17 protein-coding genes are annotated in these 18,687 nt (G+C 44.6%); 3 read left to right on the forward strand and 14 right to left on the reverse strand.

Features of this window, described 5'->3' with window-relative positions; all coding sequences use genetic code 11:
• The first annotated feature begins 49 nt into the window (after nt 1–49).
• Nucleotides 50–1,090: an aspartate--ammonia ligase gene (asnA, locus tag BN102_RS04310; RefSeq protein ID WP_019207860.1), complete on the forward strand. Its 1,041-nt coding sequence runs from the start codon at nt 50–52 to the stop codon at nt 1,088–1,090.
• A 50-nt stretch (nt 1,091–1,140) separates the two neighbouring features.
• Here asnA and BN102_RS04315 read toward each other — a convergent pair whose 3' ends face one another.
• The 4 genes from BN102_RS04315 to ileS form a co-directional block, all read right to left on the reverse strand.
• Nucleotides 1,141–1,908, reverse strand: a complete 768-nt coding sequence (locus BN102_RS04315) for a DUF4296 domain-containing protein (RefSeq protein ID WP_156810934.1) — start codon at nt 1,906–1,908, stop codon at nt 1,141–1,143.
• A gap of 12 nt (nt 1,909–1,920) precedes the next feature.
• Entirely contained in the window at nt 1,921–2,547 is a 627-nt protein-coding gene (locus tag BN102_RS04320) for a lipoprotein signal peptidase (RefSeq protein ID WP_036787418.1), read from the reverse strand.
• Between the two features lie 67 nt (nt 2,548–2,614).
• A complete protein-coding gene (locus BN102_RS04325) occupies nt 2,615–2,995 on the reverse strand; it encodes a TraR/DksA family transcriptional regulator (protein ID WP_019207863.1) in 381 nt (126 codons plus the stop codon).
• Between the two features lie 5 nt (nt 2,996–3,000).
• Nucleotides 3,001–6,504 carry an isoleucine--tRNA ligase gene (gene ileS / locus BN102_RS04330; protein WP_036787421.1) on the reverse strand — a complete coding sequence of 1,168 codons (3,504 nt, stop codon included), beginning with the start codon at nt 6,502–6,504 and terminating at the stop codon, nt 3,001–3,003.
• Between the two features lie 585 nt (nt 6,505–7,089).
• Between ileS and BN102_RS04335 the strand changes: the two genes are divergently transcribed.
• Together BN102_RS04335 and BN102_RS11275 are read left to right on the forward strand one after the other, a co-directional pair.
• A complete protein-coding gene (locus BN102_RS04335; protein WP_019207866.1) occupies nt 7,090–7,296 on the forward strand; it encodes a hypothetical protein in 207 nt (68 codons plus the stop codon).
• An 85-nt stretch (nt 7,297–7,381) separates the two neighbouring features.
• Nucleotides 7,382–7,519, forward strand: coding sequence for a hypothetical protein (locus tag BN102_RS11275; RefSeq protein WP_156810935.1), 138 nt, complete (start codon nt 7,382–7,384; stop codon nt 7,517–7,519).
• A 144-nt stretch (nt 7,520–7,663) separates the two neighbouring features.
• On the opposite strand, the gene BN102_RS04340 is transcribed toward BN102_RS11275, so the two are convergent.
• The 10 genes from BN102_RS04340 to BN102_RS04385 form a co-directional block, all read right to left on the reverse strand.
• The gene (locus BN102_RS04340; protein ID WP_021311653.1) at nt 7,664–8,989 is read right to left on the reverse strand and encodes a cobyrinic acid a,c-diamide synthase CobB; all 1,326 of its coding nucleotides are present in this window, start codon (nt 8,987–8,989) and stop codon (nt 7,664–7,666) included.
• Between the two features lie 30 nt (nt 8,990–9,019).
• Nucleotides 9,020–10,141: a universal stress protein gene (locus BN102_RS04345; protein WP_019207868.1), complete on the reverse strand. Its 1,122-nt coding sequence runs from the start codon at nt 10,139–10,141 to the stop codon at nt 9,020–9,022.
• 72 nt (nt 10,142–10,213) lie between these two features.
• Nucleotides 10,214–10,477 (reverse strand): hypothetical protein, encoded by a 264-nt coding sequence (locus BN102_RS04350; protein ID WP_021311630.1) that lies wholly within the window; start codon nt 10,475–10,477, stop codon nt 10,214–10,216.
• A 96-nt stretch (nt 10,478–10,573) separates the two neighbouring features.
• Nucleotides 10,574–11,281: a phosphatase PAP2 family protein gene (locus tag BN102_RS04355; protein ID WP_019207870.1), complete on the reverse strand. Its 708-nt coding sequence runs from the start codon at nt 11,279–11,281 to the stop codon at nt 10,574–10,576.
• Nucleotides 11,282–11,287: 6 nt separating this feature from the next.
• Nucleotides 11,288–13,951, reverse strand: coding sequence for a BatD family protein (locus BN102_RS04360; RefSeq protein WP_021311619.1), 2,664 nt, complete (start codon nt 13,949–13,951; stop codon nt 11,288–11,290).
• 33 nt (nt 13,952–13,984) lie between these two features.
• On the reverse strand, nt 13,985–14,656 hold the full coding sequence (locus tag BN102_RS04365; RefSeq protein ID WP_021311634.1) for a tetratricopeptide repeat protein: 672 nt from the start codon (nt 14,654–14,656) through the stop codon (nt 13,985–13,987).
• 6 nt (nt 14,657–14,662) lie between these two features.
• Nucleotides 14,663–15,685, reverse strand: coding sequence for a VWA domain-containing protein (locus BN102_RS04370; RefSeq protein WP_019207873.1), 1,023 nt, complete (start codon nt 15,683–15,685; stop codon nt 14,663–14,665).
• 11 nt (nt 15,686–15,696) lie between these two features.
• Nucleotides 15,697–16,695 (reverse strand): vWA domain-containing protein, encoded by a 999-nt coding sequence (locus BN102_RS04375; RefSeq protein ID WP_019207874.1) that lies wholly within the window; start codon nt 16,693–16,695, stop codon nt 15,697–15,699.
• An 18-nt stretch (nt 16,696–16,713) separates the two neighbouring features.
• A complete protein-coding gene (locus tag BN102_RS04380) occupies nt 16,714–17,784 on the reverse strand; it encodes a BatD family protein (RefSeq protein ID WP_035456251.1) in 1,071 nt (356 codons plus the stop codon).
• 23 nt (nt 17,785–17,807) lie between these two features.
• Nucleotides 17,808–18,677: a DUF58 domain-containing protein gene (locus BN102_RS04385; protein ID WP_019207876.1), complete on the reverse strand. Its 870-nt coding sequence runs from the start codon at nt 18,675–18,677 to the stop codon at nt 17,808–17,810.
• Nucleotides 18,678–18,687: the final 10 nt, after the last annotated feature.

The following is an 18,687-nucleotide window of genomic DNA, read 5'->3' on the forward strand; positions in this document are numbered from 1 at the left end:
AAATAATTCGTATATTTGCAAACTGAAAACAAAGTAAGTCTACGAAGGAATGAGTTATCTTATCAAGCCCAAAACGTACAAACGATTGCTCGATATGAAGCAAACCGAACGGGGTATCAAACAAATAAAAGATTTTTTTCAGGTAAACTTATCGTCCGAACTGCGCCTGCGAAGAGTGACCGCCCCGCTTTTCGTTTTAAAAGGAAGGGGGATCAACGACGATTTAAGCGGAAGAGAACGGCCGGTTTCGTTCCCAATCAAAGACTTAGGCGAGGCAAAAGCCGAAGTCGTCCACTCGCTGGCCAAGTGGAAGAGGCTGACGCTCGCCGATTATCACATCGAACCGGGATACGGTATTTACACGGATATGAATGCGATTCGCGCCGATGAGGAACTCGGCAACCTACACTCACTCTACGTGGATCAATGGGATTGGGAACGGGTGATCGACGAAAAAGACCGAACGATCGCCTTTCTGAAACAAATCGTCGTACGCATCTATGCAGCCATGTTACGGACGGAATTCATGGTCGGCGAAGCCTACCCGTCTATAAAGCCTTCCTTAGCCCAGGATATTCATTTCATCCACGCCGAAGAACTGCGTCGGCAATACCCGAATCTTACGCCGAAAGAACGGGAAAATGAAATCACCCGAAAGTACGGTTCCGTATTCATCATCGGAATCGGCTGCCAATTGGGCGACGGCAAAACACATGACCTGCGCGCGCCGGACTATGACGACTATACGACGATCGACCCCCAAACAGGCCTGCCCGGCTTAAACGGCGATCTATTGGTCTGGGACAAAATACTCGACAGAGCCATGGAGGTCTCTTCAATGGGTATCCGCGTCGACAAGGAAGCACTACTCAGGCAATTGGAACTGAGCGGTTCGGAAGAACGGAAGGAGCTGTACTTTCATAAAAAATTATTGGCGAACGAATTGCCCTTGAGCATCGGAGGAGGCATCGGTCAATCGAGACTTTGCATGTTGTTTTTGCAAAAAGGCCATATCGGCGAAATACAAGCCAGCATCTGGCCCGAAGAGATGAAAGCACAATGTGAAGAATTGGGCATGCACCTCATTTGATTCGTTCTTCCCGGCAGACGAATCCGAAAACACTCAAGAGGAACTTACATCTAAATAGAATCCGCTTCCGTATGATAACGATTCAAGTGAATACCGCGGACAATCATTCCTTTTTTCTTATTTCTCTCGTTCGGATAGAGATATACGAAGCCATTGACAGATTTGACGGTGTAGGCGGAATCGCAACTCAAGCATAAAAGATGTTTCCCGGAATCATAAATATCCATCGTTTTCCCGATAACGGAATCGTTCGAATAAACGACATTCATTCCCATGATGGCTTTCGTACTCCACTCAGGAATGAAACTAAAATCCATTTCCCAACAGAACTCATCTCTCGCATGGAAATTCGAATCGCCTGCGAGAGTGAAATCGATACGATTATTGATCGGATCATCGGTCAGTAAATAAAGTCGATAACCTCTCCAAAGATCCACGCTATCTCCGGGAAGAGACACTTCTGTTTCCGAAGAATGCACGTTCAATCGTCTCTGAATATCATCGCGTTCTCGCTTAAACCGTTTTTCCAACTTCGCATAGATTTCAGCCAAATCCGTAGCATGACGCGTATACCAGACTAAGGAGGAATCGAATCGGGCTTCCGTTATTTTATGTTTTTCGAATACGGATTGGCGCAGCAAATCTTTTTTATAGTTTTCGGCGTAAGGTATTCGGTCGCCCATGTTGTTCATGCGTTGATAATCATACAATACGTTCTCCATTTTTACGGGTGGAATGACATCGTCGGGGATTGGTTTGCCGCAACCGCCAACTGACAGCAACACCCCTATCATCATCGAAGTGATTCCCTTCCGCATATAGGCGTTCAATTATTTTTTACCGTCTTTAAAAACCGTGCTCCAATACTTATGATAAAAAATCAATAAAGCAAAAATCCCACAAGTAATCGAAGAATCGGCGACATTAAATATAGGACTGAAGAAAATAAAATGTTCTCCGCCCCAGATAGGCAGCCAATCAGGCCAAGAGGTATCAATGATGGGGAAATAAAACATATCCACTACCTTTCCCTGAAACCATGAACCGTAGCCCTGTCCTACAGGAACGAGAGAAGCAATATGCGAATTCGTACTTTCTTCGAATATAACGCCGTAAAACACACTGTCGATAATATTGCCTATGGCTCCGGCCAATATCAGTGACACACATACGATATATCCCGTTTTCAATCTTCTTTTTACACTATTGATCAAATACCACGAAATCAATATGACGGCAATGATGCGAAAACTCGTAAGGAATAATTTTCCGATTATTTCCATACCAAAAGCCATCCCTCTATTTTCTGTGAAATAAATCTGGAACCAATCGGTGATATGATAACTTTCGTGATAATACATCGTGGTCTTGACACAGATTTTCACCATCTGGTCGATCACCAACACTGCAATGATAATAATTACAGCCAATCGTCCTTTCGACAAAAAGTGTTTCACCATAAGCAACGACTATGAACCGGAGGCTGTACCGGCGTGTATGTGATTGACACCACTTCCTCCTTTCTTATTTATTCCCTTTCTCCTTAGCTTCTATGCTCAGCGTAGCATGAGGAACGGCACGAAGGCGTTCTTTGGGGATCAATTTTCCGGTCATCCGGCAAATTCCGTACGTTTTATTTTCGATACGAACCAATGCAGCCTGCAAACTCTGAATGAACTTCAGCTGACGGGCTGCGAGGCGAGTTGTTTCTTCTTTCGAGAGCGTATTGGCTCCTTCCTCCATGACTTTATAGGTAGGCGAGGTATCGTCCACATCATTACCGTCTTGATTCATAATGCTACTCTTCAATTTGTTATAATCGCGTTGAGCAAGTTCCAACTTCTCTCGAATAATAGTACGGAACTCTTCCAGCTCTGCATCCGAATATCTAGTCTTTTCTGCCATAACAATTAGATTTTAGAGTTATTTTCTCTTTTCACATTCACATAAAGCTTAAAATCATCAAATTCCAATTCCGTAGCATCTTCCACGTTATCCAGCATTTTCAAAGAATTGGCTAATACTTGGTTGCAAATATAGGTATTATATTCTTGTACTGCACCGTCGCTTATCGGATTTTTTGATAATTCAACATTTATTCTATCCGTAATTTCAAATCCGCTGCTCTTACGGATATTCTGAATACGGTTGACCAACTCCCTCGCCATACCTTCCTTGCGAAGTTCATCTGTGATAGTCACTTCCAGAGCGACAGTCAGCTTACCTTCGTTCGCTACTTCCCAGCCTTGAATATCCTGGTTAAAGATTTCCACATCATCCAACACGATAGTTACAGGAGCATCGGATAGCATGAAAGTATATCGACCGTTTTTTTCGAAATCGGCGATTGCATCTTGAGACATGTTAGCTACCGCATCGGCGATAGCTTTCATCTGTTTGCCGAACTTCGGTCCTAATTTCTTAAAATTGCATTTCACCTTTTTTACAAGGATGCCGGTCGTTTGATCAAGCAACTGGATATCTTTCACGTTAACTTCATTCATGATCAATTCTTTGACGGCATCTATATGGCGACGTTGATCCTCGTCGATCAGAGGAATGATAATGCTTTGTAGCGGTTGGCGCACTTTGATATTCACTTTTCTGCGCAGCGCCAAGGTCATGGAGGTTACCTGCTGTGCCATTTCCATGCGCGCTTCCAGTTCTGAATCGATCAGTGAAGTATCGGCAACGGGAAAGTCCGTCAGGTGAACCGATACGGCATTGTTTCCTCGTCCGGTGACCTCAGTCAGATCCTTATAAAGCATATCCGCATAAAACGGAGCGATCGGAGCCATCAATTTGGCGACAGTTTCCAGACAGGTATATAACGTTTGGTAGGCGGCTACCTTATCTTCCGACATGGCGTTCCCCCAGAAACGTTTACGATTCAACCGAACATACCAATTACTCAAATTGTCGGTTACGAATTCATTGATCAAGCGTCCCGCTTTCGTCGGCTCGTAATCGGCTAAAGCGACATCGACGTTCCTGATCAGCGTATTCATTTCGGAAATGATCCAGCGATCGATCTCCGGGCGTTTATCTACGGGTACCTCCGGTTCGGAATAAGTAAAGCCGTCCACGTTGGCATACAAAGCAAAAAACGAATAGGTATTAAACAAGGTACCGAAAAATTTACGCTTCACCTCATCCACGCCTGCTTCATCAAACTTCAAATTATCCCACGGAGCCGAATTGGTAATCATGTACCAACGGACGGGATCCGATCCGAACTTCTCGATTTCGCCGAAAGGTTCTACGGCGTTCCCCAAATGCTTCGACATCTTATTACCCTCCTTATCCAATACCAAACCATTAGAAATGACGTTCTTGAAGGCTACGCTGTCGAATACCATCGTAGCGATAGCATGCAGCGTGAAAAACCAACCGCGGGTCTGGTCTACGCCTTCGGCGATAAAATCGGCAGGAAAGTAAGAACGGTTATCCACAATTTCCTTGTTTTCGAAAGGATAATGCAACTGAGCATAGGGCATGGAACCGGAGTCAAACCAAACGTCGATCAAATCTTCTTCCCGTTTCATCGGTTTGCCGCTTTCCGAAACGAGCACGATTTCATCCACATACGGACGATGCAAATCTATCTTTTCGTAATTCTTCCGGTCATATACGCCGGGGACAAAACCGGCTTCCTTATACGGATTGGATTTCATGAATCCGGCTTCGACAGATTTTTCTATTTCGTTATACAATTCCGCTACAGATCCCACGCAGATTTCCTTACCGTCTTCGTCGCGCCAGATAGGTAAGGGAGTACCCCAATAGCGGGAACGGCTCAAATTCCAATCATTCAAATTCTCGAGCCATTTTCCGAATCGGCCGGTACCCGTATATTCGGGTTTCCAATTGATGGTTCTGTTCAATTCGATCATGCGTTGTTTAGCTGCCGTCGAGCGGATGAACCAGCTATCTAAAGGATAGTAGAGAACCGGTTTGTCCGTCCTCCAACAATGGGGATAATTGTGCACATGCTTTTCTATTTTGAATGCCTGATTATCCTGCTTCATTCTCATGCTGACATAGATATCGAGCGATTCCGCAGCGTCAGAGGCTTTCTGATCCCATTTGCCATCGACGGTGAAAAACGGATCATAAGCATTCTTTACCCAACGCCCTTCGTATTCTTTATACAAATCGCTGACACAGGCATCTCTGAAGGTGTCGTCCATCTCGTGCAACACATAAAATTTCCCTGTCAAATCGACCATCGGACAGGGTTTGCCTTTCTTATTGATAATAAACAACGGAGGAATACCCGCTGCATGGGCTACTTGGGCGTCGTCGGCGCCAAAAGTAGGCGCGATATGAACGATGCCCGTACCGTCTTCCGTAGTGACATAATCGCCGGGAATAACCCGGAAAGCCTGTTCGCAAGCGATCGTCCAGTTTCCTTTTTCATCGACTTCGACGGGTTTTACCCACGGAAAGAGTTGTTCGTATCTCATGCCGACCAGATCTGTTCCCTTATATTGTCCCACGATCTTAAACGGAATCAATTTATCTCCTTTTCGATAATTTTCCAAAGGCAAATTCTCCGCTTTTCGATCGAAATGAGTATAGAGTAGAGCCTGGGCTAACACTACCGTCATTTTCTCACCGCTATACCCATTGTAGGTTTGAACGGCTACGTAATCGATCTTCGGACCCACGCAGAGCGCAGTATTCGAGGGGAGCGTCCACGGCGTCGTGGTCCAAGCGATAAAATAAGGAGTCCCCCACTCGTTCATTTCGGGTTTGGGGTCGAGCATTTTAAACTGAGCAATCACCGTCGTATCTTTCACATCCCGGTAGCACCCCGGCAAATTCAACTCATGCGAACTCAATCCTGTTCCGGCAGCCGGCGAATAGGGCTGGATGGTATAGCCTTTATACAACAGATTTTTATCATACAATTGTTTCAATAACCACCACAACGTTTCTATGTAGCGATTATCGTACGTAATATAAGGATTTTCCGTATCCACCCAATATCCCATTTTATGAGTCAGATCCGTCCACTCTTTCGTATATTTCATCACATCTTTCCGGCAAGCCGCATTATAGTCGGCCACCGAAATGGTCTTGCCAATATCTACTTTAGTAATGCCTAACGTTTTTTCCACGCTCAGTTCGACCGGCAATCCGTGTGTATCCCATCCCGCCTTGCGTTTAACCAGAAAGCCTTTCATGGTTTTATAACGACAAATAGTGTCTTTAATCGCCCGCGCCATGACATGATGAATACCGGGCATTCCGTTGGCGGACGGAGGCCCCTCGTAAAACACAAAAGAAGGATATCCTTCCCGTTCCGTCATACTTTTCGCGAATACGTCGTTCTCATCCCATTTTTTCAAGATATCTTTATTCACTTGAGAAAGGTCTAACTGGGAGTGTTCGGCAAATTTTTCAGTCATCATTCTATTTCCTTTTTCCGCTCTTTTGCCAAGCCCGCGATGCGGCCCGCTGCAAGCCTCCATTTTTAGGGGGCAAATTTATAAGATTTTTGGTTATTCCGAAAGTTTTGGCTGCTGTTTTTTATTTCCCGTTTTACTTTCCTATTTTTTACAGAAAATTGTTAAATTCCTGTTTTCAGCATCCGACTTTCCATACGGGATGGGATTATTTCGCGCGCACTATCAAAGACAGACAAACATATACTGAGAAATTGATCAAGAAGTAAAAAACGAAAAATCCTTCGAACGTTGATTTGGTTGCTTGTTGAAATGTTTTCGATTAAGCAAATTTACGTTCTTTGCCCGAAAAAAATGATGAATAGTATGAAGAACAAATAGTGAAAAGTGAAAAAGTCAATCCCATAGATTTGAATATATCAAATTAGAAATTTACATTCGCAATGGATTCATAATAAACACCACTATAAAAACAACAAAAGACACCCCGCCATACTCTTCGGTAGCGCTCCTGAAAACCGCACTTCGGAGGCGCAGCACAATAATCGATTCGGAAAACGAATAAGTTACAAACTAAAAAAGGAAGACATGAAAAACGAAAACTATTTTATGGATCAGCGCTCTGTTCCTGCTGTTCGTTGGGATGGGAAAGATGATAAGATACCTTCCGAACTGCTCGGAACATGGAAACTACTCGACTTCGGAAATATAGTATTCAGGGGAAACAAACAAATGATGATGAAACGTACTGTTTTATTAATAAGGTTTCTTATGGGCATCTCCTTTTTCGGTTAAAGCGCAGATAAGTATCGATGAAGAGCCGACGAGCTTCAGGGAAAATATACTTTTCAATTCTCAGGTTTCACGGAATATTAAAATAATGCCTACATTGGATATGAACCACATCGAGCAGGAAGATGTGGAAGATAAAACAAATGGAAACGCCTTACTCTTATTCCTATTTGTGACCATTCATCGTCGCCCCTATAGCGGGTATAGGTCATGGTGGCCTTACTGACTCCACAAAGCTCCTACGGGCGTATGGCAAACAATCTGTTCCAGCCCGTCTGGCTATGGGGAAATAATGTCTTGACCGCTCTGACCGGACACTCCGAATCCAAAAATAAATTATCAACACAAAAGCTTATGAAAAGCTAACAAGTTAATCCCACAGCGTGAGCAAGTCGGTCTCGCACAAATAAAGATGCGTATAGCCAGCGAGCACATTTTTATACCGAAGCAAGGGCGCATTCATGTCAATGCTGTACGTATTTCCAACCTTCCATGCCAATAGTGAATGGGGATAATGGTTGCATGCAGTATAATGAAATTCATAGCCTCGAAGGTAATGTCGGTTATAACTAACCTGACGATAACCCGATCGAATCTTCGCACCATCCATAGTAATATCGATCGGGAGAACGTTCGCCATCTCGTATGCCGTTCCGCCTTCCCTTGTCGAGAGCGAGCGCGCCAACAGGACCATTCCTCCGTCTTCGGCCAGAATTCTGCCGCCTGCTTCGGCGAAGTCTTTGATGTCGTTCAACAATTTCCGACGGCGATAGATCTGTCGGGCGAACAGTTCGGGATAACCTCCCGGCAGATAAACGATATCTGCTTCCGGCAGGTTTCTTCCGTAAATCGGGCTAAAGCGAAGGATGCTTCCCCATTTCATCCAGTGCAGGATATTCTCGTGATAGGTCAGTTTAAAGGCAGGATCATCGGCCACGGCGATCCTCAACGTTTTCCTGTTCCGTAAGAAGCTTTCGACATCAGTTTCTTCCTTATACGGCAATGTATACTCGACGGGGAAACTACGCTGCGCTTCCTCCAAGAGTTTATCTATCTCCACTCCTTTTTCGAGATAAGAAGCCGCCACGTCGAAGACATCACTCAAGCTTCGCATTTCTTTCGAGGTGAAGCAATGATGTTTCGAAGGAATTTTCAGCTGCTCGTCGTCGGGAAGGTAGCCAAGGCAATTCACACCCGCATCGTTGCACGCCCTGCGTAAGAAGGAATAGTGTTCCCAAGAGGCAACCTGGTTGAAAACGACGCCTACGATCCGGACAGCTGCATAGAATTGTTTGAAACCGAAAATGGCTGCAGCGACAGAATAAGTAGCGGCCTTTGCATTCACGACCAGCAATACGGGGATCTTCAGAAAGCCGGCGATCGAAGCACTACTCCCCGTCATGCGATCGTAACCGTCGAACAGTCCCGACGTTCCTTCCGTCAGACAAATGTCGGCAGACTCGCCGTACCTGTTATAGAGGCGCTGGATACGCGAACGGGAGGCGACCCATGGATCCAAGTGAAACGAGGGCTTCTCCGAAGCGCAGGCCAGCAACTGCATATCGATAAAGTCGGAACCGCTTTTAAACGATTGCACATGCATGCCTTGCTTCATCAACAAGCGTATCAATCCTCCCGCAAAAACAGTCTTCCCGCTGTTCGGCGTCAAAGATCCTATCAGTAGTTGTGGTTTCATTCTCCGTCTTTTGCCTGACAACGCCCAACCTTACTTAATCACCAAGATTGGTGTATTGGCATGGAAGATCATCTTTCGCGCGATACTTGGATTGAAGAGCCGTGCAAAAATATTTCTTCGGTAATTCGTGATGCAAATCACATCTATCTTCTCGTCTTTGACATACCGATCGAGGTTGCTCAGAATATCATCGTCGGCAATCATGCTGTACTTCAGATTCATGGTAGGATATTGCTTTTGAAAGTAATCTTTGATGCCAGCCAGTTTGATTTCGTTCCATGCGTCGTTATCAGAACTCAAATGGATGAACGAAACGGAGGCATGCTCGTTTCTGAATGCATTGATCAAGCTGTCGAATGCGATCAGATCTCTTTGGTCGAATGCCGTCATGAAAGCCATGTTCTTTATTTCATTGAACGTTTTGACATGGCTGTTCTCAGGGATGGCATAGACCGAAGTTTTACTGCGTTCGATAACTTCGGCCGTTACACTTCCTATCAATTCAATGTTCTTCTGGCTCTTTCCTCTGGTTCCCATCACGATCAGTTGCGGCCGGATTTCTTTCGCACACTTCAGAATTTCCTCTTCGGGAATTCCGTCTCTCAAGACACAGGAGTACTTCACGTCGGGATAAGTTCCCGATTCGACCTTCTCCCGGATCGTTTCCGACAATCTGTTCAGTTCTTTCTGTTCTTTGCCGAGGAAGAATTTCAGCTGCTCGTCCTTGTCGGTAAGGAATCCGAAATTGTCGGCATTATAAGAGATGGTGGGCATGAAGATCGGACTGAAATAGACATGCAACAACATGACTTCGGCCCGAATGGCATGGGCATAGGTAAAACCGAACTCGCAGGCTTTCAGGGAATAATCGGAAAAATCGACGGGGATCAGCACCTTTCGGGCGGTTTGATTTTTTTTCTCGGAGGATTTTTTCCATACATCTTCTGACATCCACCCAGTTTTATCGATCAGTTGCAAGGCCTTTGTCAGGTCACTCTCTTTAATGCGCACCCGTACGCCGGAGGAAACGACGGGCTGTATCAGATTGACGTTGTGAATGGAGGCTTCGATACCTTCCGATTCGAGCACGGTTTTCAGAATCTGAGCTTTCGCGTAAGTTAAAATAGCAAGGGTTACTAATTTATCTTCCATAGTCGTATCATTTTAGATTAATGTTTTCGATATATGGTTTCGAATGTTCATACGAAGAAAATGGCCGGCGTCTCAGCCGAATTTCGTATGTTTTACTTCTTCTAATATTTTAAAAGCTTTGTCCAATACCGTCGTATCGTCCAGAAGAACGATCCCGCCGTCGGGACCGGGTTCTATATGAATACCCACGCTTTTCCCTTTGACAAAATTTCCTCCTCCAAAGAAATTCCGAACAGTCTCGACCGACATATCCAATTCGTCGGCTATCCGATGCATACTTCCATCTGGCAAAGCATCCTTTATTCGTCTAAGCTCGTTAAATGTTATTGTTCTCATGACTTATCTTTTTATGGTACATATTTTATGAGGCTATAAACTTAATCAAACAATCGGAATAAAACAAATTATTCATCTTCTTTTCTATAAGAGAAATTAAGAGTAGAGCCTGTACCCGAACCAGATAGCCAAGAGAAGAATGGCAATAAGGGTGAATATCAGCGTGAAATAAAATACTTTAAGATCCTCTGTCACATATCTTTTCGACACATATCGGATCGGCGAGAAATGTGTTTCCGGGAACAGGCGTTTATACAACCATCTATATAAGAAATACATCGCCATCCCCACTATCAAACCGACGATGGCTCCGAACAAAATATCTCCGGGATAGTGTAGCCCTAAATAAATGCGGGTATACGTATGCAAAACAGCCCATGCGAACATCGAGACGGTGAAGGATTTTCGCCGTATGACAAGCGAGGAGAACATTGAAAGCGAAAAGGTATTTGTCGCATGACCGGAAATAAAGCCGTAAATATCGCCTCGATAGTCATTCACGATATCTACCAAATACATGATGAACGGATCGTGCGTGGGACGAAAACGGGCAAAATACGGTTTACAGACCTCGCTCGCTACAACGTGGGCGATAACGACGACTGCCGCCATCATCAAGACGGTAAATAAGGCTTTCGATGGTCTATCGTTTTTAATAATGATATACAGCAGCACCAACCCGGCGGGGATCCAAATCACCGTGCTCGTGGCTACCCACATAAAGCCATCCCAAAATACGGAATCACTCCCGCTCCATTGCAGCAACAAGTCTTTATCAATGCTTATCAGTTGTTGTATATCCATCGGTCGTCAGATAACTTCTATCGTATTAGCGGGAATCCAACCCACATTACCGTCTTCCAATTGGACCTCTTTCCATTCTTTCATCGTATTATCCTTGATCCTGACTTTTGTACCTTCATGCAGGATAAACAGCTCCGTTCCGCTTTCGTTCGGAGTACTTCTCGCCGTCACGCTCGGCGACATGATAATCGCATCTTCGCGATGGACCAGATCAGACTTCTGAATAGAAGCGAACACATTAGAAAAAATACATACGGCAACCAGGATAACGGCGGCTACGAATCCTATCTTCTTCCATCCTACTTTCTGAGAGAAGATATACAGCGCTATCATGGCCAGTGCTAAAATAAAACTCGCCAGAGCGATCTTTGCCCATCCCTTTTCACCCATCCTGTCGGTCAACGAACGAATCCATGTGACTAAGAAGATCTCGCTTACGGGAACGATATTGTCTACGGTCTTGTTTTGTGCCAGCTTCAGATTGAATTTAATGTCTCCATCTCCTGGATTCAATAATAAAGCGCGTTCATAATTCAGGATAGCCTTTGCCATATCTTTCGACTTATAATAGCTGTTTCCCAAATTATAGTACAGCTCGGACGACTCTTTACCTCGCTTTAAGATTCCTTCATAGAGAGCGATGGCGTCTGCATAGTTCCCCTTGAAATAGGCGCTATCCGCTTCGGCCTTCGTCGGGACGACATCCGCAGCGAGTTTATCGACTGGCATACGCTGAAGAAGTGAATCGTTCCGAACGGAATCAGGAACGGTTTGAGCATTCGCTGAAAGAAACGCCGACAGCAATAGAAATATAAGATATATTGTTTTCATCGTTCCTCCTCTTTCATGTTTAATACTGCTTTCCATCTTGCTAATGACATCGATAGCCGCCTGATACTCTTTACCCATCGTTGCGCCAGGATCGCCCGGCGCATAGCGGGCGAATTCCGCATCATTTAAAATAGCGACGAATTCTTTAATCAAATCGGCGGCGACATGACGTTCCGCCAGTCTTTCTTCTATATTATCTTTCGAAAGTTCCGACACGGGGATATTCAATTTATCGCCCGTATACCCCCATAACGCCTTTAACAGTTCATCGTAGAATTCATTCTGTTTGTTAGCGGCATACAACTTCCCCGCATTCTTCAGTCGTTTGGCCGCCACCTTATTCGCTTTCTTCGTACGAACTTTAGCTATATTCGCGTTCGCCAAAGCTTGTTTTCTACAAATGATGATCGAAAGGATAAAGACGACGAAAGGAATGAAGTACCACAAATAATAAGAAACCGACCCGAAAAAGAAATCGCCTCTCGTACTTAAATGCGAGCTACCCGTCTTTATATAACGGATGTCGCTTCCTATGATCTTTAAATTCTCCTTATTGGTAAAATCAGCGATCACCTGATCGGCATTCCCTTCTCCTTTCTCTACGTTCAATTTATAAGGTTGGGTCTTCAACGTCTTATAAGCGTTTGCCTTAAGATCGAAATAAGAGAATTCGATCGGCGGAATGGTAAAGTTCCCCGCATGACGCGGAATAGCCAAGTATTCGATAACCTTACTGCCGGACAATCCTTCCCGCGTCAAATTATAATTATTGTCGACTTTGGGGTCGTAGACTTCGAAATCCTGAGGAAATTTCACTTCCGGAGTTTCCATCAGTTTCATGTTTCCCGTACCCGAGATAATCAACTTGACAGTAACTGCATCGTTCGTCTTCAGTTGTTGCGTACTGATGGATGAACTGATGATGAAAGCACCTACGCCCCCGGAAAAACCTTCTGGCTTCTCTGCTGGCAATTCCTTTACGCTGATGACAACTTTGGGAGTTACGATATTCTTTTTTACGGTAGACAACATATTCGTCCCGTTAAAAAACGCATCGAAAGGATCGATCGATTCGATGTGTCGAATCACTTCCCCTTCGAAAGTGATGGAAGGTATTTCCAATTTGCCGGAACGTTGTGGATACAAGATGTATTGACTCCAAATTGTAGTATTATAATTGCGTCCGTTGTAATGTTCCAAAGTAAACTGCTTTTGTCTCGGCAAGTCTACCTCTTGGGTATGAAAATCTTTCATATCGGGCATGTCGCCGTGCAAAGAACGTAAATCGACCACGGTATACACTTTGTAAGTCAAAAGAATTGCTTCTTGCTCGTACACGTTAGTTTTACTCGCTGTCGCCACAATAAACAGGTCGGTATTGGATATTTTGCTTCCGGAAGACGCGTTGTTTCCCGAACCTGAAGAATTCCCTCGAGTCGTATTTCCCGCTTTGTCAGGCGGAAGTACTCGGATGGTAACGGAATTAGATCTCAGCGACTGCCCTTCCGCCATGATTGTTGCGCCAGGAATAGAGAATGTCCCTTCGCTTTTAGCCATTAAGATGTAGGTAAAGGTAATGGATTGACTGAAAGTTTGTTTTCCGTTGATTAACTGAGAACTGCTTTGCTCGGAACGAGTCGGTCCCATCAACACGTCGAAGTCTTTGATATTGGGAGCTCGGAACTCTTTTACTTTCAAAGAATTCACAGTAAACGACAGACGAAACTGATCTCCCTCGACGACTACGTCCGGAGCATTCGTGGTAAAGGTCAATTTGCCATCGCCTCGCACGTGTAATACCGTAAATATACTAATCAATAAAAGCAGTATTCTTCTCATATCTTTCAACTTTTTATCACGTCTATAAATGCATTACCAATCCTTTTCCAATTTCTTTCCGCGAATCTGAATTTGCTTTTTTACCTTATCCTGCACCTCTTTCTCATCCTGCATGACAGCTTTCAGCAGTTGTTCCGCATTTTCTTTCGACATCTCGTTCTTATTTTGCAGCTGCTCTTGCTCCTGTTGCTGTTTTTGGTTCTGATCTTTTTTGTCTTCTTTCTGATCTTGTTTTTGTTGTTGGTTCTGCTGATTCTGTTGTTGGTTTTGCTGATCCTTCAATAATTTCTGAGCCAGTGCCAAATTATACCGTGTTTCGTCATCGCTCGGATCGTTCCTTAGCGCTTGCTTATAGGCTTCTATACATTGAGCGTATTGTTTGGCCGATTGCAGAATCACCCCCGTATTATGATAGGTTTGCGCCAATTTTCTATTATCTTTTTCCATTTTTGAGACCGATTCATATTGCTCCATCGCTTCTTTAGTTTTCTGTTGCATGAGCAATGCGTTCCCCAGATTATACATGGCATCGGTCGACCGGGGGGAGTGTTCCAAGGCCTTCCGATATTCGACTTCCGCTTTTACGTAGGTACTGTCTTTATATAACCGATTACCTTTTCGCAAATAATTGCGATCGGATTTCTGGGACATGACGTTTCCCGTTGCCATAAGCAAAAGCATTGCTATGTATAATCTCCTGTTCATAATTGTCTATTTAAAGAGTCTGATATTTTTAAAGAGCGGATTTTTTCTTTCGAGGATGAACATTTCTATCACCAACAAGCATAAAATGATCCACGATAAAGGTTGGAACTGTTCATCGAATTCCGTGAACACCTGACTTTCCACGTCTTTTTTCGAAATCTTTTTCATTTCATCGTTCAATATCCGTTCAGCCGAATTCGTATTATCGACTCGAATATAAACGCCGTTTCCCGCCTTGGCAATCTCTTGACACATCGGTTCATTCAATTTGGTAATAATAACATTTCCTTGGACATCTTTTCGATACTGATTAGCTCCTTCTCCACTCGGAATAGGCGAACCACTGGGCGAACCGATGCCTAACACGTAGACGCGTATGCCCTTTTTAGCTGCTTCTTGCGCTGCTTCCAGCGCACCACCTTCGTGATTTTCTCCATCGGTGATGACGATGATGGCACGCCCAATCTCCTCTTGTTTAGTAAAACTTTTTACAGCCAATCGAATAGCCTCGCCAATATCGGTTCCCTGCGTAGCGATCAATTCGGGCGTAATGGATTGCAAAAACATCTTCGCCGAGATATAATCGGCAGTAATGGGTAATTGCGTAAACGCTTCGCCTGCAAAGACGATCATTCCAACTTTATCATTATTAAACGTATCGACTAACCGGGAGATCATTTTCTTTGCCTTTTCCAAACGATTGGGAGTTACGTCTTGGGCAAGCATCGAATTGGAGATATCCAACGCGATCATTGTTTCCACTCCGCTTCTTTTTACCGTTTCCATCTTAGAACCAAATTGCGGACGGGCTAATAAGACAATAACCAGAGCTAAGGCAATCAATACGATCCAAAACTTGACCGGTGGGCGATATCTCGAAACCGTCGGCATCAATTGTTGAATCAATACCGGATCACCATATTTCCGAATGCTTTGCCGGCGCCGGTATGTGCAGTAAAAGAACAAGATTGTTAACAACGGAGTCAGAAGGAACAAATATAAATAGTACGGATCTGCAAATCGAAACATAATTCTTTTCTTTAAGGTATTTTCTTCAACAAGGTATTACGTAACAATAGCTCAAGCAAAATACAGAGAAAAGCAATCCTCGCAAACAGTTGATAATTCTCTTCTCGTTTACTGAACTCTTTCACGTTTAACTTCGTTTTTTCCAATTTATCGATCTCCTCGTATACGTCTTTCAGCTTCGAATTACTCGTTGCCCGATAGTATTGTGCACCGGTAACGGCCGCAATCTCCGTCAACGTCTTTTCGTCGATTTCAACCGGGACATTCACATATTCGATTCCTGTGTAAGTAGGCAAAGGATAACGAGCCGTACCGTTCGTGCCTACTCCGATCGTGTAGACCCGGATAGCAAACTGTTTGGCTATGTCGGCAGCCATCATTGGAGAGATGTCTCCCCGGTTATTACTGCCGTCGGTCAGAAGAATAATGACCTTCGACTTCGCTTTGCTATCCTTCAATCGACTGACGGCGTTGGCTATACCCATTCCGATAGCCGTACCGTCTTCGATCAATCCGCTTTGGGCGATGTTCACATTGATGCTATTGAATAAATTCAACAAGACGGCATGATCAGTAGTCAGGGGACACTGTGTAAAGCTTTCGCCTGCAAAGATCGTCAGACCGATGTTATCGTTCGGGCGGCTATTGATAAATTCGGTCGCAACCTGTTTCGCCGCCTCCAACCGATTGGGTTGCAAATCTTCGGCCAGCATGCTGGTCGAGACATCGACTGCCAACATAATATCGATTCCTTCAATCTCCGTGTTTTGCCAACGATTGGTGGACTGCGGCCTGGCCAACACGAGAACGATCATGATCACAGCAATGATTCTCAGGATGAACGGCGCATGCAACAAATAGATTCTCCAACTTCTACGTGCTTCGACATACATCCATGTGGTTGAGACCTGTAAGGTGGGTTCCGTTTTCTTCCGTTTCATAAGATACCACGCCATATAAGGTATCAGCAGCAACAGCAAAAACAGATATTCAATATTCGCAAAAATCATTCTTTCACATTTTACAGATTAAAACCAAACATCCCTTATCTGCCCAATAATCAGAGTGCAGATCACAAGGATCGCCACGAGAACTATCACCAGGCAACTCAAAAGGATCACTCTCGCCTTGGACGAACGCTTCTCGACGATCGTAATCTCTGTCGGCTCCGATTTAGTATTCGGATCATCCTCTGCCTTCGTTTCATTAATAAAGGAAACGGCATTGATCAAATTCATGTCATTTTCGTTTATCCTGGGAGAAAGTTTGGCAAACTTCACCAAATCGGCCGTCTTGAATAACGATTTCAAATCGCTTAACGCGTCTTGTTCCTTTATTTCCATCAAACGAGCGATGATTTCCGAAGAAGTCATTTCCATCGCATTGAACCCGAAACGTTCTATCATGTAAGAGCGAAGCACCTCAGTCAACCTCGTATAATATTCCTTCGGATGATGCTCCTTCAAGGCCCGGTTCGATTTGATTTCCTCCATCTCTTTCAATGCTCGTTCGTGAGGAGGAAGTTTAGGCTCTACGTGTATACGACGAATGATCGGTTTGTTATCGCGATACCGGATAAACAGGTAATATTCCGCCCCCGCCAACGCCAGCAAGATAAGCGATAACCAGACGATCCACCGTATATCGTTCCACGCGATTCGAACCTTTCGAATATCTTTCGGACCAAAAAACTGATCGGGATGCAAAGTATCTACAGGAACGGAATACACTTTCAACGCCAATGCTTTCGATCGATACGCTCGATCGTTCACCGTGACTTCGAACGGAGGAAGATAATAGAGCGCGGAGTCGAAAGAGGTAATGGTATACTCCTCTTTTACGAGCATTCTCTTGCCTTCGTTGAGCCATTGCGTATCCGGTTTGGCTATATCGACGATTTCTATGCCTTTAATAAGGGTATCGTTCAACGTGGGAAGTCGAAGGCGTTGATCAGCGTCCAGACTGACTTCCAGCCTTATTTTCGCTTGCTCGCCGATAAGCAATTCCAACGAATCGATAGAAGCGTCGACGGCCACTTGTGCGTGTATGGGCAAAACCGTCACCCACACCGCGCCGATCAGCACCTTCCATCTTGCCATACACTTTAAAACATGTTTCATAATCAACTTCGTTTAGCAAACAAACTCATCAATGCTTTTACATAATCCTGATCGGTTCTGATTGAAACCGAATCGACATTACTTCTGTTCAGTGTCTCTTTCAGTTCGGTTTCACAGTTCACCCACCAGTCATGCTGTGCCTTCCGAAGGTTCTTCGACGAGGTATCTATCCATTGTTCATGGCCGGTTTCCGCATCGCGGACTTTCATCAGGCCGACATTCGGCATGTCGACCAGCCTCCGATCGTAAACCTGGATGGCCACCACGTCGTGTTTTCTGTTCGCTATGGTCAACGCGTTTCCGTAGTCCCCCTCGTCGATGAAATCGCTCAAGATAAAGGCCGTGCAATGCTTCTTGATCACATTGGTCAGGTATTCTACCGCCCTCTTTATATCCGTCCGTTTACTCTCCGGCTTGAAATCCAACAACTCCCGGATAATATATAAGATATGTTTTCGTCCTTTCTTGGGCGGGATGAATTTCTCTATCCGGTCAGAGAAGAAGATCACGCCAATCTTGTCGTTATTTTGTATGGCCGAGAATGCCAATGTGGCTGCGATCTCGGTCACCATATCCTTTTTCATCTGTTTGATCGTACCGAAATCCAAACTGTTCGATACATCGATGAGCAGCATGACGGTCAACTCACGTTCCTCCTCGTAAACTTTCACATAAGGGCGATTGTATCGGGCTGTCACATTCCAGTCGATGTCTCTCACATCATCGCCGTATTGATACTCGCGCACTTCGGCGAACGACATGCCTCTGCCCTTGAAAGCCGAATGGTACTGGCCGGCAAAAATATTGTCGGAGAGTCCGCGTGTTTTGATTTCAATGCGGCGAACGCGTTTGAGTATCTCACTTGTTTCCATGCTGTTTCAG

Source organism: Phocaeicola abscessus CCUG 55929, assembly GCF_000312445.1.
Classification (GTDB): domain Bacteria; phylum Bacteroidota; class Bacteroidia; order Bacteroidales; family Bacteroidaceae; genus Phocaeicola; species Phocaeicola abscessus.